24 protein-coding genes, 1 tRNA gene and 1 pseudogene are annotated in these 23,825 nt (G+C 72.3%); 14 read left to right on the forward strand and 12 right to left on the reverse strand.

Features of this window, described 5'->3' with window-relative positions:
* Positions 1-20: 20 nt before the first annotated feature.
* The 6 genes from BXA10_RS16095 (at position 21) to BXA10_RS16120 (ending at position 5,819) form a co-directional block, all read left to right on the forward strand.
* Positions 21-812: a DUF4129 domain-containing protein gene (locus BXA10_RS16095; RefSeq protein ID WP_076471281.1), complete on the forward strand. Its 792-nt coding sequence runs from the start codon at positions 21-23 to the stop codon at positions 810-812.
* A complete protein-coding gene (locus BXA10_RS16100) occupies positions 809-1,396 on the forward strand; it encodes a hypothetical protein (RefSeq protein WP_076471176.1) in 588 nt (195 codons plus the stop codon). The genes BXA10_RS16095 and BXA10_RS16100 overlap by 4 nt, the downstream gene beginning before the upstream one ends.
* A complete protein-coding gene (locus BXA10_RS16105; RefSeq protein ID WP_076471177.1) occupies positions 1,396-2,403 on the forward strand; it encodes an AAA family ATPase in 1,008 nt (335 codons plus the stop codon). The genes BXA10_RS16100 and BXA10_RS16105 overlap by 1 nt, the downstream gene beginning before the upstream one ends.
* Positions 2,403-3,782 carry a DUF58 domain-containing protein gene (locus tag BXA10_RS16110; protein ID WP_076471178.1) on the forward strand — a complete coding sequence of 460 codons (1,380 nt, stop codon included), beginning with the start codon at positions 2,403-2,405 and terminating at the stop codon, positions 3,780-3,782. Before BXA10_RS16105 ends, BXA10_RS16110 begins: the two co-directional genes overlap by 1 nt.
* A gap of 40 nt (positions 3,783-3,822) precedes the next feature.
* On the forward strand, positions 3,823-4,383 hold the full coding sequence (locus BXA10_RS16115) for a hypothetical protein (RefSeq protein WP_425436075.1): 561 nt from the start codon (positions 3,823-3,825) through the stop codon (positions 4,381-4,383).
* A gap of 104 nt (positions 4,384-4,487) precedes the next feature.
* Entirely contained in the window at positions 4,488-5,819 is a 1,332-nt protein-coding gene (locus BXA10_RS16120; protein ID WP_076471180.1) for an NAD(P)/FAD-dependent oxidoreductase, read from the forward strand.
* 66 nt (positions 5,820-5,885) lie between these two features.
* Here BXA10_RS16120 and BXA10_RS16125 read toward each other — a convergent pair whose 3' ends face one another.
* Positions 5,886-7,751: a hypothetical protein gene (locus BXA10_RS16125; protein WP_139338014.1), complete on the reverse strand. Its 1,866-nt coding sequence runs from the start codon at positions 7,749-7,751 to the stop codon at positions 5,886-5,888.
* 91 nt (positions 7,752-7,842) lie between these two features.
* On the opposite strand from BXA10_RS16125, the gene BXA10_RS16130 reads away from it, so the two are divergent.
* The 4 genes from BXA10_RS16130 (at position 7,843) to BXA10_RS16145 (ending at position 10,477) form a co-directional block, all read left to right on the forward strand.
* Positions 7,843-7,923: transfer RNA gene (locus tag BXA10_RS16130), tRNA-Leu, on the forward strand.
* A gap of 112 nt (positions 7,924-8,035) precedes the next feature.
* Positions 8,036-8,863 (forward strand): Bax inhibitor-1/YccA family protein, encoded by an 828-nt coding sequence (locus BXA10_RS16135; protein ID WP_076471181.1) that lies wholly within the window; start codon positions 8,036-8,038, stop codon positions 8,861-8,863.
* A 418-nt stretch (positions 8,864-9,281) separates the two neighbouring features.
* Positions 9,282-10,034, forward strand: a complete 753-nt coding sequence (locus tag BXA10_RS16140) for a Bax inhibitor-1/YccA family protein (protein ID WP_076471283.1) — start codon at positions 9,282-9,284, stop codon at positions 10,032-10,034.
* Positions 10,035-10,156: 122 nt separating this feature from the next.
* Positions 10,157-10,477: a hypothetical protein gene (locus BXA10_RS16145; protein ID WP_076471182.1), complete on the forward strand. Its 321-nt coding sequence runs from the start codon at positions 10,157-10,159 to the stop codon at positions 10,475-10,477.
* Between the two features lie 34 nt (positions 10,478-10,511).
* Here BXA10_RS16145 and BXA10_RS16150 read toward each other — a convergent pair whose 3' ends face one another.
* From BXA10_RS16150 to BXA10_RS16160, 3 genes and pseudogenes are all read right to left on the reverse strand, one after another.
* Positions 10,512-11,774 carry an acetyl-CoA C-acetyltransferase gene (locus tag BXA10_RS16150; protein ID WP_076471183.1) on the reverse strand — a complete coding sequence of 421 codons (1,263 nt, stop codon included), beginning with the start codon at positions 11,772-11,774 and terminating at the stop codon, positions 10,512-10,514.
* 51 nt (positions 11,775-11,825) lie between these two features.
* Complete coding sequence (locus BXA10_RS16155) at positions 11,826-12,629, reverse strand: SGNH/GDSL hydrolase family protein (protein WP_076471184.1); 804 nt, start codon at positions 12,627-12,629, stop codon at positions 11,826-11,828.
* A pseudogene (locus BXA10_RS16160) lies at positions 12,618-13,678 on the reverse strand (SGNH/GDSL hydrolase family protein); the annotation flags it as partial. The gene BXA10_RS16155 and the pseudogene BXA10_RS16160, both read right to left, overlap by 12 nt.
* 240 nt (positions 13,679-13,918) lie before the next feature.
* Between BXA10_RS16160 and BXA10_RS16165 the strand changes: the two are divergent.
* Positions 13,919-14,275 carry a YkvA family protein gene (locus tag BXA10_RS16165; protein WP_076471186.1) on the forward strand — a complete coding sequence of 119 codons (357 nt, stop codon included), beginning with the start codon at positions 13,919-13,921 and terminating at the stop codon, positions 14,273-14,275.
* A gap of 80 nt (positions 14,276-14,355) precedes the next feature.
* A complete protein-coding gene (locus BXA10_RS16170; RefSeq protein WP_076471187.1) occupies positions 14,356-15,726 on the forward strand; it encodes a cystathionine beta-synthase in 1,371 nt (456 codons plus the stop codon).
* Positions 15,727-15,818: 92 nt separating this feature from the next.
* On the opposite strand, the gene BXA10_RS16175 is transcribed toward BXA10_RS16170, so the two are convergent.
* The 8 genes from BXA10_RS16175 to BXA10_RS16210 all read right to left on the reverse strand — a co-directional run bounded on the left by BXA10_RS16175 (position 15,819) and on the right by BXA10_RS16210 (position 21,092).
* On the reverse strand, positions 15,819-16,328 hold the full coding sequence (locus BXA10_RS16175; protein WP_076471188.1) for a GNAT family N-acetyltransferase: 510 nt from the start codon (positions 16,326-16,328) through the stop codon (positions 15,819-15,821).
* On the reverse strand, positions 16,325-17,254 hold the full coding sequence (locus BXA10_RS16180) for a ribonuclease Z (RefSeq protein ID WP_076471189.1): 930 nt from the start codon (positions 17,252-17,254) through the stop codon (positions 16,325-16,327). Before BXA10_RS16180 ends, BXA10_RS16175 begins: the two co-directional genes overlap by 4 nt.
* Positions 17,255-17,587: 333 nt before the next feature.
* Positions 17,588-17,944: a YciI family protein gene (locus tag BXA10_RS16185; protein WP_076471190.1), complete on the reverse strand. Its 357-nt coding sequence runs from the start codon at positions 17,942-17,944 to the stop codon at positions 17,588-17,590.
* A gap of 250 nt (positions 17,945-18,194) precedes the next feature.
* Positions 18,195-18,725, reverse strand: coding sequence for a GNAT family N-acetyltransferase (locus BXA10_RS16190; protein WP_076471191.1), 531 nt, complete (start codon positions 18,723-18,725; stop codon positions 18,195-18,197).
* 86 nt (positions 18,726-18,811) lie between these two features.
* Positions 18,812-19,471 carry a peptide-methionine (S)-S-oxide reductase MsrA gene (gene msrA, locus BXA10_RS16195; RefSeq protein WP_076471192.1) on the reverse strand — a complete coding sequence of 220 codons (660 nt, stop codon included), beginning with the start codon at positions 19,469-19,471 and terminating at the stop codon, positions 18,812-18,814.
* A 150-nt stretch (positions 19,472-19,621) separates the two neighbouring features.
* The gene (locus tag BXA10_RS16200; RefSeq protein ID WP_076471193.1) at positions 19,622-20,041 is read right to left on the reverse strand and encodes an HIT family protein; all 420 of its coding nucleotides are present in this window, start codon (positions 20,039-20,041) and stop codon (positions 19,622-19,624) included.
* A 32-nt stretch (positions 20,042-20,073) separates the two neighbouring features.
* Positions 20,074-20,766, reverse strand: coding sequence for a nucleotidyl transferase AbiEii/AbiGii toxin family protein (locus tag BXA10_RS16205; protein ID WP_084752869.1), 693 nt, complete (start codon positions 20,764-20,766; stop codon positions 20,074-20,076).
* A 2-nt stretch (positions 20,767-20,768) separates the two neighbouring features.
* On the reverse strand, positions 20,769-21,092 hold the full coding sequence (locus tag BXA10_RS16210) for a hypothetical protein (RefSeq protein ID WP_076471194.1): 324 nt from the start codon (positions 21,090-21,092) through the stop codon (positions 20,769-20,771).
* 92 nt (positions 21,093-21,184) lie between these two features.
* On the opposite strand from BXA10_RS16210, the gene BXA10_RS16215 reads away from it, so the two are divergent.
* Entirely contained in the window at positions 21,185-22,327 is a 1,143-nt protein-coding gene (locus tag BXA10_RS16215; protein ID WP_076471195.1) for a cystathionine gamma-synthase, read from the forward strand.
* Positions 22,328-22,343: 16 nt separating this feature from the next.
* Positions 22,344-23,753 carry an amidase gene (locus BXA10_RS16220; protein WP_076471196.1) on the forward strand — a complete coding sequence of 470 codons (1,410 nt, stop codon included), beginning with the start codon at positions 22,344-22,346 and terminating at the stop codon, positions 23,751-23,753.
* The last annotated feature ends 72 nt before the right edge of the window (positions 23,754-23,825 follow it).

Genomic DNA, 23,825 nt, shown 5'->3' on the forward strand with positions numbered 1-23,825 from the left:
ACCTGCGTGGGGCGGTGGCGATGACGGACGGCGGGCGTCAGCCCACGTCGTACGCTCCGGGCGACGAGGCGCCGGCGCGTACCGGTCTCGACCTGGTGCGTCGCTGGTGGCCGGTGGTCGCGGTGGCCCTGCTGCTGGGCGTCGCCGCGGTGGCGGCCGGGCACTCGTCGATCGGCGCGAGCCGGATCCCGCCGGCCGTCAAGGAGGTCCCGTTCCTCCCGGAGTACCCGTCGGCGCAGCCGTCGATTCCGGTGGAGCCCCGCGACACCGGCCAGGCCGACGGGCGCGAGATCCCGAAGTGGATCGTCACCGCGGCGCTCGTCCTGGGCGGTCTGGCCGTGGTGGCCGCGCTCGGCTACCTGTTCTGGGTGCTGCTCCGCGGGACACTGCGCCGGCGTACCCGTGCGTTACCCCAGCAGCGGCACCGACGCACTGCCCAGGGCACCACCCAGGACGTGGTGGCCGCAGTCGACGCCGGCCTCGTCGAACTCGACGACCAGGCCGTCGACCCGAGGGTCGCGGTGATCGCCTGCTGGGTACGGCTGGAGGAGGCCGCCGCCGCGGCCGGCGTACCCCGGCTGGCCGGCGACACCTCGACGGATCTGGTGCTGCGCCTGCTGCGCGGTGACCCGTCGGCCGGTGTGCCGGCGATCGCCAGCGCCGACGTGCTGGCCGAGTTCGCCCACGTCTACCGGGAGGCGCGGTACGCGACCCGCCCGGTCGACGAAAGCACCCGCGACCAGGCCCGGGCGGCGCTGCGACGGCTGCGCGGCGAACTGACCACGGCCACGCAGAGCGGTGCTGCCACATGAGCGGTAGCGCGAGCATCGACGACCTGCTCACCTTCGAGGAGGAGCGGCCCCGGCCGGACGAGCGGACCGGGCGCAGCCGTCTGGGTGGGGTGCTGCGCCTGTTGGCCGGTGTCGCCTCGGTCGTCGTCGTGGTGATCGTCGGTCTACGGGCGGTCGGCATGCAGGTCTCGCTGCTCATCCTGATCGCCGGCGTGCTCGCCCTGTTCCTCGTACGCCGGATCGTGGCCGCGCTCGCTCCCGGCCCGCTTCCACCCCCGCCCCGGCGCCCGGTCACCCGGGCGGACGACGGCACCTGGAACTGGACCGCCCAGGACGCGCTGCGCAGAGCGATCAACGGCTGGGAGTGGCCGCTGGAGTGGTCGAACACTCGGCCCGAGCGGTTCACCGGGGTGATCCTGCCCCGCCTCGGCGAGCTGGCCGACGAGCGGCTACGCCTGCGGCACGGCGTCACCCGCGAGTCGGACCCGGCCCGGGCCCGTGACCTGCTGGGCGAGCGGCTCTGGGTGTTCCTGGAGACTTCCCCCCGCCGCACACCGTCGCCGCGCGACATCGCGGCGATCGTCGCCGAACTGGAGAAGATCTGATGAACGACGTGGACCGGAGCATGCCTGCCGCCGAGGTCGGCCGCCTGGCCCGGGCGGTGCTGGACGCGGTCGGCTCGGTCGTGGTCGGCAAGCGGGACGCGCTGGAACTGGTCCTCGCCGGGATCCTGGCCGGCGGGCACGTCCTGTTGGAGGACCTGCCCGGGCTCGGAAAGACACTCACGGCGCGTTCGTTCGCACAGGCGCTCGGGCTGGATTTCCGCCGGCTCCAGTTCACCCCCGACCTGCTTCCCGCCGACGTCACCGGATCGTTCCTCTACGACCAGCGCAGCGGTGACTTCTCCTTCCGGGCCGGACCGGTCTTCACCAACCTGCTGCTCGCCGACGAGATCAACCGGACTCCGCCGAAGACCCAGTCGGCGCTGCTCGAGGCGATGCAGGAGAAGCAGGTCTCGGTGGAGGGTGTCACCTACCGGCTGGACGAGCCGTTCCACGTCCTGGCCACCGCCAACCCGGTCGAGTACGAGGGCACCTACCCGCTGCCCGAGGCGCAGCTCGACCGCTTCCTGCTACGTGTCTCGTTCGGCTATCCCGAGCACGAGGAGGAGTGGGAGGTGCTGCGCCGGCGGATGGCCCGCCGCCGGGAGGAGGCCGAGATCAAGCCGGTGGTGGACGCGGCGACGCTGCGGGCCATGCAGTCCGCGCTGGAGGACGTCGTCGTCGAGGACTCGATCGGGCGGTACATCGTGGCGCTCACCGCGGCCACCCGTGAGCACCCGTCGGTCCTGGTCGGCGCGTCACCGCGTGGATCGCTCGCGCTGTTGCTGCTCTCCCGGGTCCGGGCCGTGTTCGCGGGGCGCGACTACGTGGTACCGGAGGACGTCAAGGAGGTGGCAGCTCCGGCACTGGCGCACCGGATCACGCTCCGGCCGGAGATGTGGCTGCGCCGGGTCGATCCGTCCTTCGTGGTCGGTGAGGTGCTGGAGGGCACCCCCGCACCGGCCAGCGGCGCCCTGCCCAGCTACGCGGCCGGCGGGCCCACGCGCTGATGGCCCGGGTGAGCATGCCGGACCAGCAGCCGGCGGCGACCGGCTGGGCGCCCACCCGGGCGCTCGGCCGCGCGGTGCTGCTCACCGGCCTGCTGCTGGTGGCGGGAGTGGTGCTCGGCCGGATCGACCTGATCGTGCTGGCCGCTCCCTTCGCTCTCGGCACCGCGTACGCGCTGCGCCGCCGGCCCGCGGCGCTGCCCCAGGTGTGGGTGGAGACCGACGACGGCCACCTGGTCGAGGGCAGCGAACTGGCCACCGCGGTCACCGTCGGCAACCCGGACCCGGTCGACTACGAGATCGCGGTGATCCGCAGCCGGGTCTCACCCTGGCTGCGGATCGACCGGGCCGGATTCGCCAGCGGTGCCCGGGCCGAGGGGCGTGTGGTGCTGGACCGTCCGTTCGTCACGTCGGTGCCCACCTTGGCGGCGGTCGACCTGGAGCTGGCCGGCACCGCGCTGCGCTGGGGCCGGCACCCGATCGGTCCGGCGGGCGCGCGCGTCGCCGCAGCCGGCGGGCTGCTCATCTCCCGGGCGGTGGTCACCGAACCGGTCCAGGTGAAGGTCTACCCGAAGACCGAGCCGTTCGAGGCGGTGGAGGCGATGCCCCGGGCCGCGGGCCTGGTCGGCGCGCACCATTCCCGGCGTCCTGGTGAGGGTGGGGAGCTCGCCGGCGTACGGATCTTCGCGCCGGGGGACCGGCTGCGCCGCATCGACTGGCGGGTGTCGCTACGGGCGCGGCAGCTGCACGTGGCGGCCACCCTCTCCGACCGGGACGCCGAGGTGGTGGTGCTGCTCGACGTGCTCGCCGAGGCGGGCCGCTCGGGTGGCGTCGACGGCGCGGCGTCCGTACTGGACACCACGGTGCGGGCGTCGGCCGCCATCGCCGAGCACTACCTGCACCGCGGTGACCGGGTGTCCCTGCTGGAGTACGGGCCGGCCGCGCGCCGGCTGCGCCCCGCCACCGGTCGCCGGCAGTACCTGACCGTGCTGGAATGGCTGCTCGACGTGCACGTGGACGTCGGTGGCGCGTCCGAACCGTACGACCAGGTCTTCGGCCCGCAGTTGCTCTCCGCGGACGCGCTGGTGGTGGTGCTGACTCCACTGCTGGACGAGCGGTCGGCGCAGATGCTGGCCCGATTGGCCCGTTCCGGCCGGTTCGTGGTGGCGGTGGACACCCTTCCCGCCGACCTGGCGCCGCCCAAGGACCGGGGCTGGGCCGAGGTGGCGTACCGGCTGTGGCGGCTGGACCGGGACACGATGATCGCCCAGTTGCGTGAGCACGGTGTGCCGGTGGTGCGGTGGGCCGGGGCGGGCAGCCTGGACCAGGTGCTGCGCGACGTGGCCCGGCTCGCCACCGCGCCTCGGGTGGGCGGCCGGTGAGCGCGGGGCGCCGGTCGGTGGACGGAGGTGGGCCGCGATGATCGACGCCCTGGCCGAGCGGGTGCGTACGCTCCGGTCGGCAGCCACCCGGATCAGTCCGGTGCCGCTGATCGTCCGGGCCGGCATCTTCCTCACCGTGCTGGCGGGCTTCGTGCTGGCCTATCCGGCCGAGATGCTCTCCAGCCGGACGCTCGGTCTGCTGGCGATCGCGGCGTTGCTGCCCGCGGTCGGCCCGCGCCGGGTCTGGCCGACCTTCGCCGCCCTCGTCGCGGTGGGCGGGTGGCTGGTCGCCGCCGACGGGTACGACCGGCCGATCGAGCTGTGGCGGCTGCTCGCCCTCGCCGCTCTGCTCTACCTGGCGCACACACTCTGCGCGCTGGCCGCGTTGCTGCCGTACGACGCCGTCGTGGATCCGGACGTGATCACACGCTGGCTGTCGCGTGCGGGCGCGGTGGTGCTGGGGGCCTCGGTGCTCGGGGTGCTGATCATGGTGGCGGGCGGTCTGGGCGGAACCGCCGGCCATCAGCTGGTCACGGTGGGTGGGCTGCTGGTCGCGGTGGGTGTGGCCGCGTTGCTCGGCTGGCTGCTGAGACGGCGGTGACACCAGTGGCCTGAAGGAGTTGCGCAGGTCACAGCGGTTGTGCTCCGTCACAGAACGGGGGCGCGATCGGGATTAGCCGAGCGGCCCGGGGAAAGATAGTCGGCGTGAATCCGAAGCGGATCCTTGTGGTGGGTGCTGGTCACGTCGGCCTCTACGCGGCCCTGCGCCTGTCGAAGAAGCTCAGCTCCCTCGAGGCTGAGGTCATCGTGGTCGACCCCCAGCCCCACATGACCTACCAGCCCTTCCTGCCGGAGGCCTCGGCGGGCAACATCTCTCCCCGGCACTCCGTGGTGCCGCTGCGTCGGGAGTTGCGTCGCTGCACGGTCGTGGCTGGTGCGGTCACCCGGCTTGAACACGACCGCAAGGTCGCGACGGTTCAACCGATCGCCGGGCCGACGCGAGAGATCGCGTACGACCACGTGATCGTGGCCCCCGGCTCGGTCTCCCGCACCCTGCCGATCCCGGGCCTGCACGAGAACGGCATCGGTTTCAAGACCATCGGCGAGGCCATCTACCTCCGCAACCACGTGCTGGCTCGGCTCGACCTGGCGGCTGCCACCTCCGACCCGGACGTCCGTCGGCGCGAGCTGACCTTCGTCTTCGTGGGCGGCGGCTACGCCGGCATCGAGGCGCTGGCCGAGATGGAGGACATGGCCCGCGACGCGCTGCGCTACTACCCGGAGCTGAAGCCGGAGGACATGCGCTGGGTGCTCGTGGAGGCCACCCAGCGGGTGCTGCCCGAGGTGGACCGGGACATGGGCGCCTACACGGTGCAGCAGCTGCTCAAGCGGAACATGGACATCCGGCTGGACACCCGGCTCGACTCGTGCGTCGACGGGGTCGTCAAGCTCTCCGACGGCGACAGCTTCCCGGCCGGCACGATCGTGTGGACCGCCGGTGTGAAGCCGTCCCCGCTGCTCGACAAGACGGACCTCCCCCGGGGTGAGCGGGGGCACATCACCTGCATCCCGACGCTCCAGGTCGTCGACGGTGACAAGGTCGTCGAGGGCGCCTGGAGCGCGGGCGACTGCGCCGCGGTGCCGGACCTGACCAAGCCGGCGGGCGCCTACTGCTCGCCGAGCGCACAGCACGCGGTGCGCCAGGCCGCCCGGATGGCCGACAACATCGCGAACGTGATCCGCGGGCGCGAACCGGTCGAGTACAAGCACAAGCACGCCGGCAGCGTGGCCAGCCTCGGCCTGCACAAGGGCGTCGGCCAGGTGTACGGCATCAAGGTGAAGGGCCTGCCCGCCTGGGTCATGCACCGGACGTACCACATGAGCCGTATCCCGTCGTTCAACCGGAAGGTCCGGGTCGTGGTCGACTGGACGCTGGCGTTCTTCCTCCGGCGTGAGGCCATCGCTCTGGGGCAGCTGCACGAGCCGCGCGTCGAGTTCCTCGAGGCGTCGGCGCCGGTGCCCTCTCGCCAGGGCTGACGTACCTGTCGCGAAACCCCTCCGGCCAACCGCCGGAGGGGTTTCGTCGTACCGGGCCGGTGTGCGTCAGACCCGCCAGATCCAGGCGTCGGCGATCCGGGTGGCCGGCCCGTACAGCTGCTCGAGGGTGATCCGCAGGCTCTCCGCGTGCGGAGTCCCGTCGGCCAGCGCCACGCAGGAGGCGTTCCAGAACTCCATGTCCCGCGCGGCCTGCCGGCGCTCCTCGTTCCCGATCACCGGCCGTTCGCCCCGGCGCGCGACCTCGGCCAGCAGCCGCGACGTCGGCCGCGGGTAGGCGCCGAAGGCGGCGGTGCCGCGGCGGCCGTACGGGCCGATGAAGAAGCCCTCCGGCAGCCGGAACGCGGCATCCGCGGCGGCGGCCCACCGCATGGGCCAGGGATCCTTCGGGCTGGGCAGCGGCACGGGCACCAGCACGCCTCCCGGCTCGACACACTCCCGCCAGTGACCGCCGGTGACGAACTCCGGCACCGGGGGGCGTTCGATGGCCGGCAGCGGGGTGGGCGCCAGCGGCAACAGCGCCACGCCGACCGCCGCCGGGACCAGCCGGCGGGCGAGACCGGTGCTCCGCAGCGCCCGGTCCACGGCCAGCACCAGGAGCGCTCCGACCAGCGGTAGCACGGCGAGAGCGAACCGCATCGGCAGCGCGCCGTCCACCACCGGCAGACCGGCCAGCAGGACGTACGGGCCGGGCAGCCCGGTACGCGTACCGCCCAGCACCACGGCCGGGCCGAGGGCCAGCGCCGCCATCACCAGCGCGGCGACCGTACAGGCGAGGGCCGCCAGCCGGCGGCGGCCGAGCCATACGGCACAGCCCGCCGTGACGAGCAGGAGGGGCCAGCCGAGGAAGGTGTTGTACTCGGCCGGTCCGGTGGTCAGCGTGGCCGAGTTCTCGCTCCCGGCCACCGAGAGCGGTGAGATCGCCCACCAGCTGCGCAGGTCGGCCGAGAAGTGGCGCGGGTTGAACACCCCGTCGGCGACCCCCTGCGGGCCGGCGAACTGGAACCAGAGCGGGTACGCGAGCACCAGCAGGGCGAGCCCGGTGGCGAGCGCCAGGCCACCGGCGAAACCCGGCAGGGCGCGGCGGGCCAGGTCCCGGTCGGCCGCGGCGCAGGTCACGGCCATGACCAGCAGGGTGAGCGCGGCGAGGAAGAGCACCTCCTCGCCGATGAAGACCTGCGCGCTGACCGTCCCGGCGAGGCCGACCGCGGAACTCACGATCCGCCGGCGGTCCGCGCCCGTCCGGAGGCCCCGTCCCGGCGGGCCGGCGGCCCGTAGCCGCCGTGGGTCCGCGGCGCGTAGCAGCCGTACCACCAACCAGACGATCACCGGAACCAGCCACTGTGCCGTCATGTGCAGGTGGCTGTTGGTCTGCGACACCATGCCCGGACCGAAGCCGCACAGGCCGGCCCCGAGCCCGGCGGCGAGCCGGCGGGCCCGCAGCACCCGGGTGAAGAACAGGTACCAGGCGACCGCCGTGCCGGCCACATTGGCTGCGGCCAGCAGCGCGAAGGTGACCGGCGCGCCGAGCAGCAGGGTGACCGGGGCGAGCACGATCCCGAGCGCGATGACCGAGGTGTTGGCCATCAGGTTCACCCCCTCCGGCGCGTTGAGCCGGTCGGTGAGCAGGCCGAAGTCACCGAGGAGAGCCCGAGCGTCGATGGTGAGGAACCATTCGTAGAGGGTCTGGTCCGCAGGGTTCAGCGCCAGCGTCCGAGCACCGGGATCCGGCCACAGCTCGTGGGTGAGCCAACCGGCTGACACCGCGAAGAACAGCGCCACCGCGAGGTCGGTGCGGTGCCGGCCGAGGGCGGCCCGGATCCGGGCCGCGCGGAGGCGGCGGGCGGTCCGGTCGGCGGGGCCGGGAATCCGCTCGGGTACGGCGTCGGTAGCCGGGGGGGCTGCGCTGCTCACAATCCGGCAACGGCGACGGGGTGCGCCGAGTCGCGGCCGACCGGTTAACGTGGCATTGCACCGCCGCGTGTCGACGCGCCGGTGCCGCCCTGCCCGGGTGGTGGAACGGCAGACACGGCCGCCTTAAAAGCGGCTGCCGCAAGGCGTGCGGGTTCGACCCCCGCCCCGGGCACCGACACTTTCGACTCCCACATCCGATCGATGATCTCCACGGCTGGGCCGGGCGGTTTACTCTTGTGTGTGCGCGTTCACGTGCATGACGACCCCCTGAGGGAGGCCAGACAGTGAAGACCTCGAACCCGGTGCTCGCCCGGCTCGGCCAGGCGGCCGAGCGCGAGCGCTCCGCCGGGTACGCCCCGACCGGGCCGTACGGCGCGCCCGGCGTTCCGCAGCAGTACCCGAGCCAGGCCGGATACCCGGCGGGTTACCCGGCGGCACCGCCGACCGTGGCGCCCATGTCCATCGACGACGTGGTGGTCAAGACGGTCGCCCTCCTCGGCATCCTCGGCGTCGCCGCCGCGGCCGCCTGGGTGCTCGTGCCCGACGCTCTGGTCGGGGTGGCCTGGATCGGCGCCGCGGTCGTCGGTCTGGTCCTCGGCCTGATCATCTCGTTCTCCCGGATGGCGAATCCGGCTCTGGTCGTGACGTACGCCGTCGTCGAGGGCGTCTTCGTCGGCATGGTGAGCAAGGCCTTCGAGCGGGCGTACGACGGCATCGTGCTGCAGGCCGTGGTCGCCAGCTTCGGCGTCTTCTTCGTGATGGCCATGCTCTACAAGGCGCGGGTCATCCGGGCCACCCCGGCGTTCGTCAAGGGCATGGTCGCCGTGATGGCCGGCCTCTTCGCCGTGATGCTGATCAACCTGGTGCTGGCGCTCTTCGGTGTCAACACCCACCTGCGTGACGGCAGCAAGCTGGCCATCGGCTTCAGCCTCATCTGCATCGTGGTGGCCGCGCTGAGCTTCGTGCTCAGCTTCAAGGAGGTCGAGGACGGCGTCCGGATGGGCCTGCCGCAGCGCTACTCCTGGGTCGCCGCCTTCGGCATCCTGGTCAGCCTGGTCTGGCTCTACCTGGAGCTCCTGCGCCTGCTGAGCTACTTCCAGGGCGACGACTGACCCGTCCGCCCGCGTACCACCGGCGCCCGTCCCGCACTGCGGGGCGGGCGCCGGTGCGTTCGGCCCCGACCCGCAGGGCGTACTGATCCGCTGCGGTGGCTCGCGTGTTGATCCGTCACGGACGGCCTGCGCAAGAGCGCTCACCTGACCTGCTGCGGCATTACACAGCGCAACATAGGCGCCCCTCCAGGCATACCCCTGTCGACGCTTTGCTCTGCAAAGCGAGCAAAGTGATGCTGGCCGCCCCCGCGCATGATGACGCTGGGTGTTCACGATGCCGTGACTACCCTCCGCAAGCAACGGTCGCACCGGCGGAGGTAATGCCCGTTCTTCCGAAACAGGGAGGTGGTTTTCCCGCCGCCGTCGGACCCACCGGTGCACAGTGACTGCGAGGGGTACGGCGGCGAGAGGGGGCGTGGTGCGCAGCAGCAACCCGGTGCTGAACCGGCTCGACGAGACCACCTGGCGGCGCGACCGGGTGCTCGACGTCGCGGACGAGATGACAGTCGAAGACGTCGTCGTCCGTACGGTCGGGCTGCTCCTGCTCACCGGCGTCACGGCGCTGCTCTCCTGGCTGTTCATACCGGCGGCGGTCTGGGTGCCGGGCGCGCTCGGCGGCAGCGCCCTCGCCGCGCTGGTGCTGGCACTGGTCATCTCGCTGCGGGGGATCACCAACCCGCTACCCATGGCCGGGTACGCGGTGATCGAGGGGCTGCTGCTCGGTGTGGCGAGCCGAGCGTTCGAGCTGGTCTACCCGGGCATCGTCGCGCTGGCAGTGGCCGGGACGTTCGGTGTCTTCCTCGGCATGGCGTTGCTCTACCGAGCCCGCCTGATCCGCGCCACGCCCCGGTTGGCCCGCCTGGTCATCGGGACCCTGCTCGGCATAGTCGCGATCAGTCTGGTGAACCTGGTGGTCTACCTGGTCACCGGCCGGCAGGGGCTGGTGGTCTACAGCCTCACCGGCGAGGTCGGCGCATTGCCGTACGTGATCGCCGTCATCGCGATCATCGCGGGCGCGTTCAGCTTCGTCCTCGACTTCGATCTCATCGAACGCTCCGTGCGCGCCGGCCGACCTCGCCGGTACGCCTGGCTCTGCGCGTTCGGGCTGCTCACCGGCCTGGTCTTCCTCTACTGGCAGCTGCTGCGGCTGCTCAGCTACCTGCGCCGATGAACCCCGGCGTCGCCGCTGAACCGGTCTGCGGCAGGCGCCGGAGTCGTGGCACGACCCGCGGTCGTTCGGGGACCTGCCACGGGCGGCCAACGCGTCGCGGGCCGATCCGTAGACTCGGGGCGGTGAGCGCAGCAGAACTGGAACGGGCGGTGCAGCTGCTGATCCGCCAGGTCGGGCACTGGGAGCAGCCTCGGTGGGCGGCGACCGCCGCCACCAGCAACGTGTCCCGGGCGGACGTGGTGCACCGGTTGGTGCAGGAGGTCGCCAATCTCGCGGCCGATGCCGAGGGCGAGCCGCGGCGTACGGTGCCCAGGTTGGCCAACGACCTCGCCCTGACCGATCAGCTCCGGGTGGTCGCTGCGGACCTCGTCGCGGCCGGCGCGGCGGCCGAGGTGCTGGCCGGGGCCGCCACCGAGGTGGCGGCGACCCGCGGCGCTCTCTGAACCCGCCCGGTCCCGACGACCACGCGGGCCCGGCTCAGCTGAGCCGCTCGATCACCATGGCCATGCCCTGCCCGCCACCGACACACATCGTCTCCAGGCCGATGGTCTTGTCGTGCCACTCGAGGGCGTTGAGGAGGGTGCCGGTGATCCGGGCACCGGTCATGCCGAACGGGTGGCCGACCGCGATCGCGCCGCCCATCACGTTCAGCTTCTCCAACGGGATGCCCAGCTGCCGGTACGAGGGGATCACCTGGGCGGCGAACGCTTCGTTGATCTCGACCAGGTCGACGTCGTCGATGGTCATCCCGGCCCGCTTGAGCGCCTGCCGGGACGCCTCCACCGGGCCGAGACCCATGATCTCCGGGGAGAGGGCGGTGACACCGGTGGAGACGATCCGGGCCAACGGCGTGATGCCCAGGTCCCGAGCGCGCTGAGCGCTCATCACCACGACGGCGGCGGCGCCGTCGTTGAGCGGGCAGCAGTTGCCGGCGGTGATCCGGCCATCCGGCCGGAACACCGGCTTCAGCCCGGCCACACCCTCCAGGGTCACCCCGGGGCGCGGGCCGTCGTCGGTGCTGACCACCGTGCCGTCCGGAGTGGTCACCGGGGTGATCTCGCGGGCCCAGAAGCCGTCCGTGATGGCCTTCTCGGCGAGGTTCTGGCTGCGTACGCCGAACTCGTCCATGTCGGCGCGGGTCACGTCGTACACCTGGGCCAGGTTCTCCGCGGTCTGCCCCATCGCCAGATAGATGTCGGGCAGTTCACCGGACTCGCGCGGGTCGGTCCACATCTCGGCGTCGCCCTCGGCCCGGGCCTTCGACCGCGCCCGGGCGGTGGCGAAGCGCGGATTCTCCCATCCGCCGCCGACCAGCGCCTGCGCCTCCGGTGGGAGGCCGTCGGAATTGCCCCGGGCGTACCGGGAGACGGTCTCCACACCGGCGGAGATGAAGACGTCACCCTCGCCGGCCCGGATCGCGTGCATCGCCATCCGGGTGGTCTGCAACGACGAGGCGCAGTAGCGGGTCAGGGTCGCGCCGGGCAGGCCGTCCAGGCCCATCAGGGTGGCGACCACGCGGGCCATGTTGAAGCCCTGCTCGCCGCCGGGCAGCCCGCAGCCGAGGTAGAGGTCGTCGATCTCGCCTGTATCGAGTTGGGGGACCTTGTCGAGAGCGGCCTGGACGATGGTGGCGGCCAGATCGTCCGGGCGTACCTCGCGCAGCGAACCCTTGTGGGCCCGGCCGATGGGGGAGCGGGCGGTGGCGACGATGACGGCGTCGCGGGACGACTCAGTCGACATGGGGCAACGTTAACCCGTCGGTAACTTGGTGTGGTAGCCGCCCACGTAAGATCAGTGCCGCGAGGCGATGGCTGCTGCCGCGGCGACCGCCGGGAGCAGCGCGTGCGCCCACACCCGGTAACCGTCCGCCGAGGGGTGGTAGCCGTCGAAGCAGAGGGTGCCGGCGTCGGCCCGGAAGACCGGCCCGGTCTCGGTGGCCAGGTCGACCACCGTCCCACCGGCGTTCAGCACGGCGGCCGTCTGGGCGCGGGCGACCCGCCGTCCCGACCAGCCGACCACCTGCCGTAGCGGTGGCGCGATGGCACGGACCGCGCCGAGATCCGGGCAGGTGCCGACCACGACCTCCACGCCCGCCTCGCGCAGCCGGTGCACGGCCGCCGCAAGGTACGCCGCCGCGTCACGCGAGCGGCGCAGCCCGGTGGCGTCGTTCGCGCCGATGAGGATCAGCGCCACGTCGGGCCGCCTGCCGAGCAGGGCCCGAGCCACCTGGGTGGCGAGGTCGGTCGAGCGGGAGCCGCTGACCCCGACGCTGGAGAGGTGCACCAAGCGACCGGTGGGCCCCTCGGCGAGCAGGTTCGCGAGCTGGCCGCCGATCGTGTCGTCGAGCCGGTCGACGCCGACGCCCAGGGCGGACGAGTCGCCCAGCAGGACCAGTCGCAGCGGCGGCGCGCCGGCCCGCCCGACCGTCGCGCGCAGCGCCAGTCCGAGTTCGGGCTCGGCGTAACGGCGGTGCCGGGCGACGAAAGCCTCGCCGGCCAGGACGGCGGCACCGCCGACCGTGCCGGCGATCAGGGTGAGCAGGGCCGCCCGGCCGAGCCGGCCGGCGAACCTCGTGGCGAGGTCACGCTCGCTCATGCCAGTCCCTCCACGGTGGGTGAGTCGGCGGCGGGACCGGACTGTGGCACCGCGCCGACCCCGAAGAACGCCCGCCGGCGCAACTGCGCCCATCGACCCGTCGGCCCACGGTCGCGGCCGCGAACCTGGGCGCCGCTGACCTCGGTTCCGGCGTGCCGGGCCGCCTCCTGGGCGGCCTCGGGCAGTGACCGTACGCCCCGATCGAGGACCGGCGCTGCCTGGCGTTCCGGCCCGATGCCGAGCGCGGAGAGCACGGTAGGCAACGTCGCGGCGGCGGCCACCGCGTAGCCCTCGGCGGAGGGGTGGAACCGGTCCCAGGCGAACATCCGGGCCGGCTCGGCGGCGAACCGGGGGCCGAGCAGGTCGCCGAGGGAGACCGTCCAGCCGCCCGCCTCGACGACGGCCACCGTCTGGGCCGCGGCGAGCTGCCGGCTCCACCGCCGGGCCAACCAACGCAGCGGCGGCTGGATGGGCTGGATCGCGCCGAGATCCGGGCAGGTGCCGACGACCACCTCGCAGCCGGCGGCGCGCAGCATGCGGACCGCCTCGACCAGGTAGCGCACGGCCAGCGCCGGCGGGGTGCGGTTGGTGACGTCGTTGCCACCAACGAAGATCACCGCGATGTCGGGTTGGCACTCCAGGGCGGCGTCCACCTGGTGCTTCAGGCCGGCTGAGATCGCCCCGACCACGGCGAAGCGGTGCAACCGCACCTGACGCTGCGCGCGGCGGGACAGGCCGGTGGCGAGCAGCGCGCCGGGCGTCTCCCGGCGGCGGTGCACGCCGTAACCGGCGGCCGAGGAGTCGCCGAGCACCACCATGGTGAGCGGTGGCCCGGGAAACTTGGCACCGTAGACACCGTCAACGCGTGGTGGCGGCGCCTCGGCCATCGGGATGGTGCGGCGGGCCTGGCGGGCCTGACCGAGCAGCACTCCGACGGTGGCGACCACGGCCGCCGCTGTGGCGCCCGTGCCGATCGCCGTGAAGCGGGCGATCTGCCGGGCGCGCTGCCAGCGCGGACCGACCGGTGCGACGGAACCAGCCACCCCCATACCGCGACAGTATCGCGCCACCCCGACAGACCGCTGTCGTCAGACCGGGCAGACGGCCATGGGACACGCACGACCGTTCCGGGTACCAACTCCTCCGATCGGCTGCGGTCCGGCGCGATCCGTGGTGCCCGGCGCGACTCCACCACGGCCGATGCGACTCCCGTTCGGCTTCGGCCGGCGGGGCCTGCCCGGCCCGCTTGCGCCGGGACGGCATGCTGCTCGCGGGAAGGGAGCACGAGGATGGCGAAGACATTGAGGCGGAGCGCGGCCTTCACGGCGCTGGCCCGGGCGCTGGCCACCGGAGCACGCGGTGGTCCGTCGCTTGGTGCCCGGCTGGCCGCGCTGCCCCGGATGATCCGGGCGACCGCCCGCCGGGAGTACGACGGTGGTCTCCGACTGGCGATGATGGCGGCCGCCACGGCGTACATCGCCTCGCCGATCGACCTGGTTCCGGAGATCCCGCTGATGGTCCTCGGGCTGGCCGACGACGCGGTCCTGGTCGCCTGGCTGGCCGGCAGCGTCCTGGCCGAGACGGAGCGGTTCCTGGAGTGGGAGACGCGTCGTGGCCAGGTCATCCCTGGGCATGCGGTGCCCTGACGGCACGTACCCTGGGCGCTGGGAATCCGCCCAGCTGCCCGGCCGCCCGGCGCCGGCGCCGAGGAGAAGGACAGATCGAGTTGCAGTACTACGACAACGTCGTCGACATGATCGGCAACACCCCGCTGGTGCGCCTGCGTAACGTCACCGAGGGCATCCAGGCCACCGTGCTGGCGAAGGTGGAGTACCTCAATCCGGGCGGCTCGGTGAAGGACCGCATCGCGCTGCGGATGGTGGAGGACGCCGAGGCTGCCGGACTGCTCAAGCCGGGCGGCACGATCGTCGAGCCGACCAGCGGCAACACCGGCGTCGGGCTGGCCCTCGTGGCGCAGCTCAAGGGCTACCGCTGCGTATTCGTCTGCCCGGACAAGGTGAGCCAGGACAAGCAGGACGTGCTGCGGGCGTACGGCGCCGAGGTCGTGGTCTGCCCCACCGCGGTGGCCCCGGAGGATCCGCGTTCCTACTACAACGTCTCCAACCGGCTGGCCCGGGAGATCCCCGGCGCGTGGAAGCCCGACCAGTACAGCAACCCGGCCAACCCGCGGTCGCACTACGAGACCACCGGCCCGGAGGTGTGGCGGCAGACCGAGGGCGGGATCACCCACTTCGTCGCGGGAGTGGGCACCGGAGGCACCATCTCCGGCATCGGCCGGTACCTGAAGGAGGCCTCCGAGGGGCGGGTGCGGGTGATCGGCGCGGACCCGGAGGGCTCGGTCTACTCCGGCGGCACCGGCCGGCCGTACCTGGTCGAGGGGGTCGGTGAGGACTTCTGGCCGGAGACGTACGACCGGGGCATCGCTGACGAGATCGTCGAGGTCTCCGACAAGGACTCGTTCGAGATGACCCGGCGGCTGGCCCGCGAGGAGGGGCTGCTCGTCGGTGGCTCCTGCGGAATGGCAGTGGTGGCCGCGCTGGAGGTCGCCCGCAAGGCCGGACCGGACGACGTGGTCGTGGTGCTGCTGCCGGACGGCGGCCGCGGGTACCTCTCCAAGATCTTCAACGACACCTGGATGGCCCGGTACGGCTTCCTGGACAACTCGGGTACCGAACCGACCGTCGCCGACGCGCTGGCCAGCAAGCCGGGCGGCCTGCCCGAGCTGGTGCACGTGCACCCGACCGAGACGGTCCGGGACGCGATCGACTACATGCGCGAGTACGGCGTCTCCCAGCTGCCGGTACTCAAGGCCGAGCCGCCGGTGGTCACCGGTGAGGTGGCCGGCTCGATCGCGGAGCGGGACCTGCTGGACGCGCTCTTCACCGGCCAGGCACACCTGCACGACACGATCGAGCGGCACATGGCCGCGCCGCTGCCGATGATCGGCGGTGGGCAGCCGGTCAGCGAGGCGGTCGGTCTGCTGGAGAAGTCCGACGCCGCCCTGGTGCTGGTCGACGGCAAGCCCAAGGGCGTGCTCACCCGGCAGGACCTGCTGGCACACCTCGGCGCTCGCTGAGCTGACGACCGGACGATCGGGTCACCCCGCTGTGTCGGGGTGGCCCGGTCGGGAGCCCGACCACGCCCCCGGACCACACGGCCGGGCGGCGCCTACAGCGGACGAACGTACCGGAGCTGGCCGGTCACCGCGGAGCCGATCAACTCGTCCCGTTCGACGCCGGTCGGCGACCAGCCGCCCCGCTCGTAGAAGCGGCGGGCGGAGGCGTTCTTCGTCAGTACCCACAGCACCGCCCGCCGCCAGCTCCGCTTCCGCATGCTGGTTAGCGCGTCGATCATCAGCTCCCGCCCCGTCCCGCGGCCCCGCTCGGCCGGGTCGAGGTGGATGGCGTTCAGCAGCCCGGTGGCCGGGTCGCCCTCGTCGTCCGGGCCCAGGTAGGTGAACCCGACGAGTTCGCCGTCCCGCTCGGCGACGGTCATCAGGTGGTCGTCGCGTTCCCAGCCCCACCGCTCGACCCAGTAGCGGCCCATCGCATCCGCCGTCGGCTCGGCCAGTGCCTCAGCAGGCAGGAAAGAGGAGTACGCGGCGACCCGGGAACGCTGGTGCAGCGCGCCGATCGCCATCAGGTCGTCGGCGGCGGCCCGGCGGAGCGTGACGGTCACCGGGCCGAGGCTACCCGGCGTGGCGGGACCTGAACGGTGGTGAGGTCCTCGGCGATGATCAGGTCGCCGTCGAAGTGCATCCGGGCCTCGTCGTGGAAACGGCGTGGGTCGGCGTACCGCTGGGAGAAGTGGGTGAGCACCAACCGGCGTACGCCCGACTCGGCCGCCACCCGGGCGGCCTGGCCGGCGGTGAGATGCCCGACCTCGGCGGCGAGCGCGGCCTCCGGCTCCAGGAAGGTCGACTCGATGACGAGCAGGTCGGCGTGCTCGGCCAGGGCGTACACCCCGTCGCACAGGCCGGTGTCCATCACGAAGGCGAACCGCTGTCCCGGCCGGGGCACGCTCACCTCGTCCCGGGTGACACGTCGTCCGTCCACGTCCAGGTGGCCGACGCGGATCAGCTCACCGACGGCCGGACCGCTGATGCCGTACGCGGCCAGCTCCTCCGGCAGCATCCGCCAGCCGTCGGGCTCGACCAACCGGTAGCCGTACGTCTCGATGGGATGGCGCAGCCGGCGGGCCTGCAGCGTGCCGCAGCGCAGCTCGAACCGTTGTCCGTCGGCCTCGATCGGCTCGACGCGCAGCTCGGCGGTCTCGTGGAAGCTCGTGGCGTACCGCAGACGCGCGAAGTACTCCGCCCCGCCGGCCGGGAAGTGGACCGCCACCGGATGCGGTACCCGGTCCAGGGAGAGCCGCTGGATGGTGCCGGGCAGGCCCAGGCAGTGGTCGCCGTGGAAGTGGGTGACGCAGATGCGGGTCAGGTCGGTCGCGGTGACCGTGGTGTGCAGCAGTTGCCGCTGGCTGCCCTCGCCCGGGTCGAAGAGGATCACCTCGTCGTCCCAGCGCAGCACGTACCCGTTGTGGTTACGCGCCCGTGTCGGCGCCTGACTGGCCGTCCCGAGCACCACCAGTTCACGCATGGACACGGGGGCTCCTCCGCCGGATATGAAGCGACCCCCGGGGTGTCCGCGCTCTCGCGCGGGCCGGCTGGACTTTGGCCGGCACCCCGGGGGTCGGGTGGCTGTCGTGGTTTCGCCGCACCGCTGCCACACGGTCTCGACGATGGTGCCTGTGCCCGCCTCGCGGCGGACGTGAATCACTGTCGAGGACAGCGGCTAGCGGACAGCCACCTCACGAGTCCGATTGCTATACAAGTCTGGACCACCTCCTTTCCCGTGTACCGCCACGCTATCCAGTTGCCGAGGGGCGCGGCAACGGATTTCGATCACACGCCGGGCGGGAATGCGAGCCCTCACTCATCACCGGGTGGCGGGCTGCCGCCCGAACCGTCGGACCTCCTGGGGCCAGCCGCATGCTTCCGCGATCTTGCCGGCCCACATCCGGGCCGTTTCCTCGTCGGCCACGTCCACCACGGTCAGCCCGCCCAGCCACTCCTTGGTCTCGGCGTAGGGTCCGTCGGTGAACGTCAATGTGCCGCTCGTGGCGTCGGCACTGAAGACGGGCCCGTCCTCTTCCAGGCCCCCGGCGAACACGTACGCCCCGGCGGCCTTGATCTCGTCCACGACCGCCGCAGCGAGTGGCCCGCGCCCGCGAAACCACTCGGCGCTGTGGTCGCCCACCCACTGCTGGTTGAAGTAGATGAGGTACTCGGCCATGTCTGCTCCCTCGTCTCGGGCGGACCCTTGTCTGCCTCCATCCTCACCACGAACGGCGCCGGGCGGATACGACACCTCAGGCCGAAAATTTCCACCTCGATGTTGGCCGGGGAGCGGCGGTGCGGGTCCGTCACCGGTCCACGTGCCGAGCGACGCGTACGGTTGTCGTTGCGTTCTCGGGCGGGGACCGGCTCTGTCCAAGAGACCTGGTGAAGGTCCGACGGCACCCGGGCGACCCCGACCGGGCAGCTCAGCCCGTTCGGGCGTGGTTGCGGTAGCCGTTCGGGTTCATCGTCGGTGGTGAGACGGTGTGCCACTGGCCGGCTGGTCCGGCTGGCGATCGCTGTAGGAGCTGTCGGGACGACTCGAAGCCCAGCCGTTCGTACACCGGCACCGCCTTGCGGCCGGATTGAACCGTCACGCGGAGCGATCCGAGGTGTGCGGCATGCGCTGAAGCAGCCTCGACGAGCGCCGAGCCGATCCCTTGGCCTCGCTGGTCCGGTTTCACGAAGACGCTCTGGATGTCGGCGGACAGCCGGCTTGTCGCTCCAGGTCGCGGGACGCGAGGAACGAGCGCGACCCAGGCCATGCCGACGATCTCCGGTCGGTGCAGTCGAGCGACGAACGCGAGATGCGAGTCCTGGCGGGCGGCCCACCACCGCGCAAGCTCCGCGGTGAACGTGTCAACGGAGAGCCGGGGTGGCTCCTCGTGAAGCGTGTCCAGCCACAACAGCCGGGCCAGCCCTCCGACGTCGTCCGGACGCGCCTGACTGATCCTCACGGGGTGAGTCTGTCACGATCGTGGCCCGTGGCCGGTCACGCCAAGCTGGCGCTGGCGCGGATCCGCAGAACCGCGCCAGCGCTGGGTCAGGCGGTCTTGGCCACGCCCACCGGGCAGCTCAGCCCGTTCGGGCCGTGATTGCAGTAGCCGTTCGGGTTCTTCGTCGGCGCCAGGTACTGCTGGTGGTAGTCCTCGGCCAGGTAGTACGCGCCGAGCCGGTCGATCTCCGTGGTGATCTCACCCTTGCCGGCGCGGGCCACGATCGGCGCGAACGCGTCGCGGGAAGCGATCGCGGTGGCCAGCTGCTCGTCAGTGGTCGCGTAGATCGCCGACCGGTACTGCGTGCCGACGTCGTTGCCCTGGCGCATGCCCTGGGTCGGGTCGTGGTTCTCCCAGAAGACCTTCAGCAGGTCCTCGTAGGTGATCTTCGAGGGGTCGTAGACCACCTCGACGGCCTCCGCGTGCCCGGTCCTGCCCGAACAGACCTCCTCGTACGTCGGGTTCGGCGTGTAGCCGCCCGCGTAGCCGGCGGAGGTGGTGATGACACCGGGCAGGGTCCAGAACAGCCGCTCGGCTCCCCAGAAACACCCCATCCCGAAGACGGCGACCTGGCTGCCCTCGGGGAAGGGGCCCTTCAGCGGAGTGCCGAGGACCTCATGCCGGTCGGCCACCGGCATCGCGATCAGGCGGCCCGGCAGGGCCTGGTCGGCGGAGATCATCTCGGCCTTCATGCGGCGAAGGAACACAGTGGGACTCCTTTCGTGGCTTTCCCAGCGCATGCAACACCGCGGGGTGCCTCATCCTTACCCGCTGCGCTCCGGCTCACCCGGTGGCGAGCGCGGCGGCGGCCCCGGCTCATCCGGTGGCGAGCTGCGGCGGCTGCGGCGGTCCCAAGCTCACCCGGTGGCGAGCGCGGCGGTGATCCGACCGGCGTACTCCTGCGCCTCGGCGTCGTCGGTGTAGCGGGTGCGGGGCCAGAAGAAGCCGCGCAGACCGTCGCCCTTCGTCCGGGGCACGACGTGGGTGTGCAGGTGCGGGACGGACTGGGACACCTTGTTGTTGATCGCCACGAAGGTCCCATCAGCGCCCAGACCGGACTCGACCGCCACCGCGAGCCGCCGGACGAGGGCGAAGTAGCCGGGCAGGGTCGCCGGCGGCAGGTCGGCGAGCGTCACCAGGTGGGCACGCGGCACAACCAGCAAATGCCCCTTGAAGACCGGTCGGGTGTCCAGGAAGGCCACCCCGTCGGCCTCGTCGGTCACCCGTATCGCGGGCAGTTCACCCGCCACGATCCCGCAGAACACGCACCCGGCCACCCGGCCAGGCTATGCCGGGGCCGGCGATGGGATCAGGCCGGGTCGAGGTACGCGTCCCAGCCGTCGTCCGGCACCCCGACCGGCCCGGTCTCACCGCTGGCGAGGCGCCCCTGAATGTCCGCCTCCCAGGCGAGAGCCCAACTTCTCAGCTCGTCGATGTCCGAGTCGCTGAGGCCGTAGGACAGGAAGGTCTCGTCGTCCAGCTCAGTGATCCCGCCGAGCCGATCGGCCAGTTCCAGGAGCGAGAACGCGACGGTGTGCCGCGCACCCTGGGACTCCAGCTCTCGCCAACTCAGCCGCCGATGGGCGGCGTGAATGTCGATGTAGTCGCGGTGCGCCGCCCGGTCATGCAGTGCTCGCACCTTCAGGCCTATCGCATCCTCGAACGCGAGGACCGGACCGACCGCGAGCGACGCAGGCGGGCCGATCGCTTCCTTGAGTAGGTCGACCTCGCACGCCAGCGGTCCCGCGAGCACCATCAGGCGAGCCATGCGGGGCGTGGCCTCGATGACGCGTGCGATGAACCCGGCGGATGCGTACGCCTCGGTGAGGCGGGCAGCCACGACCGGCAGCGGCAGGACCGTGGCGGTCGCGAAGTCGATGTCTCGCGAGGGTCGGTCGACGAGTTCGTGGGCCGACAGCGCGTAACCACCGGCGAGGACCAGCCCGAGGTCGTCGCCCGCAGCGAAGCCGATCTGCAGCAGCCGCAGATGCAGGCCGTCCATTGTCAGGCGGCGAGCCCGGGCAGCTTGCGCTCCCAGAGAGCCACTGTGCGCCGTGCGGTCAGGCGCTTGATCCGAGGCCAGTCGGAACACAGCAGCGACGCGTTGACATAACGGACAATGTCCTCGCGCTGGCCGCAGTCCATCAGAGTCCGGTAGAGCGTCAGCCGTTGCCGCGGGTCGCTGACGTCGAACTTGGTCAGGCCGGACCAGGCCAGTCGTACCGGAAGCTCGACCCGGCCGTGCTCGGGGCCGGACAGCTCCGCGAGCGAGGCCGGAATGCGGTCGGCCGCACCGAGCAGACGGGAGGGGAGGGCGGCCGAGGTCACTGAGCCATTATCGCCGACCGGTGGGACAGCCCGCCGACGCGACGCGCTGGGTTGCGCCCGACCGGCGAGGATGGCGGACTAACGTCACGGGAATGAGTCACGGCTTCGAGACGCTCGCCATCCACGCCGGTCAGGACCCTGAGGCCCGTACCGGCGCGGTGATCCCTCCCATCTACCAGACCAGCACGTACGCGCAGGACGCCGTCGGCGCGCCGCGGCTCGGTTACGAGTACAGCCGCTCCGGCAACCCGACGCGCGACGCGCTCCAGGAATGCCTGGCGGCGCTGGAGGGCGGCTCGGTCGGGCTCGCCTTCGCCAGCGGCCTGGCGGCCGAGGACACGGTCCTGCGTACCCTCTGCAAGCCCGGTGACCACGTGGTGATCCCCGACGACGCGTACGGCGGCACCTACCGCCTCTTCTCCCGCGTACTGGAGCGCTGGGGCCTGGACTTCACGCCGGCCAAGGTCTCCGACCCGGACGCCGTCCGGGCCGCGATCCGCCCCGGCAGCACGAAGATCGTCTGGGTGGAGACGCCCACCAACCCGCTGCTCGGCATCGCCGACATCGCCACCCTGGCCGCCGTGACGCACGAGGCGGGTGCGCTGCTGGTGGTCGACAACACCTTCGCGTCGCCGTACCTGCAGCAGCCGATCGCGTTCGGCGCCGACGTGGTGGTGCACTCGACGACGAAGTACGTCGGCGGCCACTCCGATGTGGTCGGCGGTGCGCTGGTCACGGCCGACCCCGGGCTGGGCGAGGAGCTGCGTTACCACCAGAACGCGATGGGCGCCGTCAACGGTCCCTTCGACGCGTGGCTGACCCTGCGGGGCATCAAGACCCTGGGTGTACGGATGGACCGGCACTGCGACAACGCCGAGCGGCTGGCCGCCTACCTCGACGGGCACGCGCAGGTCGCGCAGGTGATCTACCCCGGCCTGCCCGCGCACCCGGGTCACGAGATCGCGGCGAAGCAGATGCGCCGGTTCGGCGGCATGATCTCCTTCCGGGCGGCGGGCGGCGAGGAGCACGCCGTCGAGATCTGCAACCGGACCAAGCTCTTCGTCCTCGCCGAGTCGCTCGGTGGGGTGGAATCGCTGATCGAGCACCCGGGCCGGATGACACACGCAAGTGCTGCGGGCTCACCGCTTGAAGTTCCCGGCGATCTCGTGCGACTGTCTGTCGGCATCGAGACGGTCGACGACCTGCTCGCCGATCTGGAGCAGGCGCTGGGCTGACCGCTGGCTGGGGAGGGTGGCCGTGCAGGACATCATGCCGACCTGGGTCGGGGCGACCGCCAAGCAGATCGCCCGGGGCGTACGGCGGGGTGACGTCTCCGCCACCCAGGTCGTCGCGGACCACCTCGACCACATCGCCCGGGCCGACGCCGACCTCGCCGCGTTCCGCGCGCTGCGCGGCGGGGAGGCGATCACCGAGGCGGAGAAGGTCGACGAGCAGGAGGACCTGGCCAACCTTCCGCTGGCCGGGGTGCCGGTGGCGGTGAAGGAGAACACACCGGTCGCCGGGCTGCCCACCTGGAACGGATCGGCCGCGGCGCGTACCCCGGTGGCCGAGGCCGACCACGAGGTGGTCCGCCGGTTGCGCGGCGCCGGTGCGGTGATCCTCGGCGTGACGCGGATGCCGGAGCTGGGCCTCTGGGCGTTGACCGACGACGAGACCGGGGTGACCCGCAATCCCTGGGACACCCGGCGCACCCCGGGTGGCTCCTCCGGCGGAGCCGCCGCCGCGGTCGCCGCCGGGCTGGTGCCGATGGCGCACGGCAACGATGGCCTCGGCTCCATCCGCATCCCGGCCGCCTGCTGCGGCCTGATCGGGCTCAAGCCGGGCCGCGGCGTGATCCCTTGCGAGCTCGGCGCGGACGACTGGTTCGGCCTCACCGAGCACGGCGTGCTGACCACCACCGTCGCCGACGCGGCGGTGGGTTTCTCGGTGCTGGCCGGGCGGCGCCCGGAGAAGCTGGTGCCGCCGCAGCGGCTGCGGGTCGGCGTGTCGCTGCGCTCGCCGGTGCGCGGTGTGTCGCCGGACGAGCCGAACCGGGACGCCGTGGCAGCCGCGGGGCGGTTGCTCGCCGCCGCCGGCCACGACACCGTACCGGCCGACCCGGTCTACCCCACCCGCCTCGGCCTCCAGGGGCTTGCCACCTGGTTCGCGGCGGCCGCCGCGGACGTGCGGGCCAGCGGTGTCGACCGGCGCCACCTGCAGCGGCGCAGCCGCCGCCACGTCGCGCTCGGCGAGTGGGCGCAGCGACGCGGGTACGTCCGGGAGGCCGACCGTGCCGCCTGGCGGGTCCGCTCCGTCGATTTCTTCGGCGACCACTCAATCGACCTGCTGCTCACCCCGGCGCTGGCGTCCGTGCCGCCGGAGGCGATCAGCTGGTCGTCCCGCTCCTGGCGGGCCAACATGGCGGCCAACATCCGGTACGCCCCGTTCGCGGCGCCCTGGAACGTCGCCGGCCTGCCGTCGATCGTGGTGCCCGTGGGGCGGCGTCCGGACGGCCTGCCGGTCGCCGTGCAGCTGGTCGGGCCGCCCGGCTCGGAGCTGCTGCTGCTCGGGGTCGCCGGGCAGTTCGAGATGGAGTCGCCGTGGCCCCGGCATGCCCCCGGCTACCCCCGGGTCGGTACGGCGTCACCCGCCGTCGCATGATCGTCTGACGCGTCGGGTAGGCGACGCTTCGCGGGCGTCGCCGCCGGAGGTCCGACCGGCGGGTGGCACGAT

This window comes from Micromonospora avicenniae (assembly GCF_900156065.1).
Taxonomy (GTDB): domain Bacteria; phylum Actinomycetota; class Actinomycetes; order Mycobacteriales; family Micromonosporaceae; genus Micromonospora; species Micromonospora avicenniae.

Bases quoted from the DNA above. Each gene is read 5' to 3' on its own strand.
- BXA10_RS16110 (WP_076471178.1), top strand. From the start codon at position 2,403: ATGGCCCGGGTGAGCATGCCGGACCAGCAGCCGGCGGCGACCGGCTGG.
- BXA10_RS16165 (WP_076471186.1), top strand. From the start codon at position 13,919: ATGGCGAAGACATTGAGGCGGAGCGCGGCCTTCACGGCGCTGGCCCGG.
- BXA10_RS16100 (WP_076471176.1), top strand. From the start codon at position 809: ATGAGCGGTAGCGCGAGCATCGACGACCTGCTCACCTTCGAGGAGGAG.
- BXA10_RS16155 (WP_076471184.1), bottom strand. From the start codon at position 12,629: ATGAGCGAGCGTGACCTCGCCACGAGGTTCGCCGGCCGGCTCGGCCGG.
- BXA10_RS16185 (WP_076471190.1), bottom strand. From the start codon at position 17,944: ATGGCCGAGTACCTCATCTACTTCAACCAGCAGTGGGTGGGCGACCAC.
- BXA10_RS16095 (WP_076471281.1), top strand. From the start codon at position 21: ATGACGGACGGCGGGCGTCAGCCCACGTCGTACGCTCCGGGCGACGAG.
- BXA10_RS16205 (WP_084752869.1), bottom strand. From the start codon at position 20,766: ATGGACGGCCTGCATCTGCGGCTGCTGCAGATCGGCTTCGCTGCGGGC.
- BXA10_RS16150 (WP_076471183.1), bottom strand. From the start codon at position 11,774: ATGTCGACTGAGTCGTCCCGCGACGCCGTCATCGTCGCCACCGCCCGC.
- BXA10_RS16105 (WP_076471177.1), top strand. From the start codon at position 1,396: ATGAACGACGTGGACCGGAGCATGCCTGCCGCCGAGGTCGGCCGCCTG.
- BXA10_RS16215 (WP_076471195.1), top strand. From the start codon at position 21,185: ATGAGTCACGGCTTCGAGACGCTCGCCATCCACGCCGGTCAGGACCCT.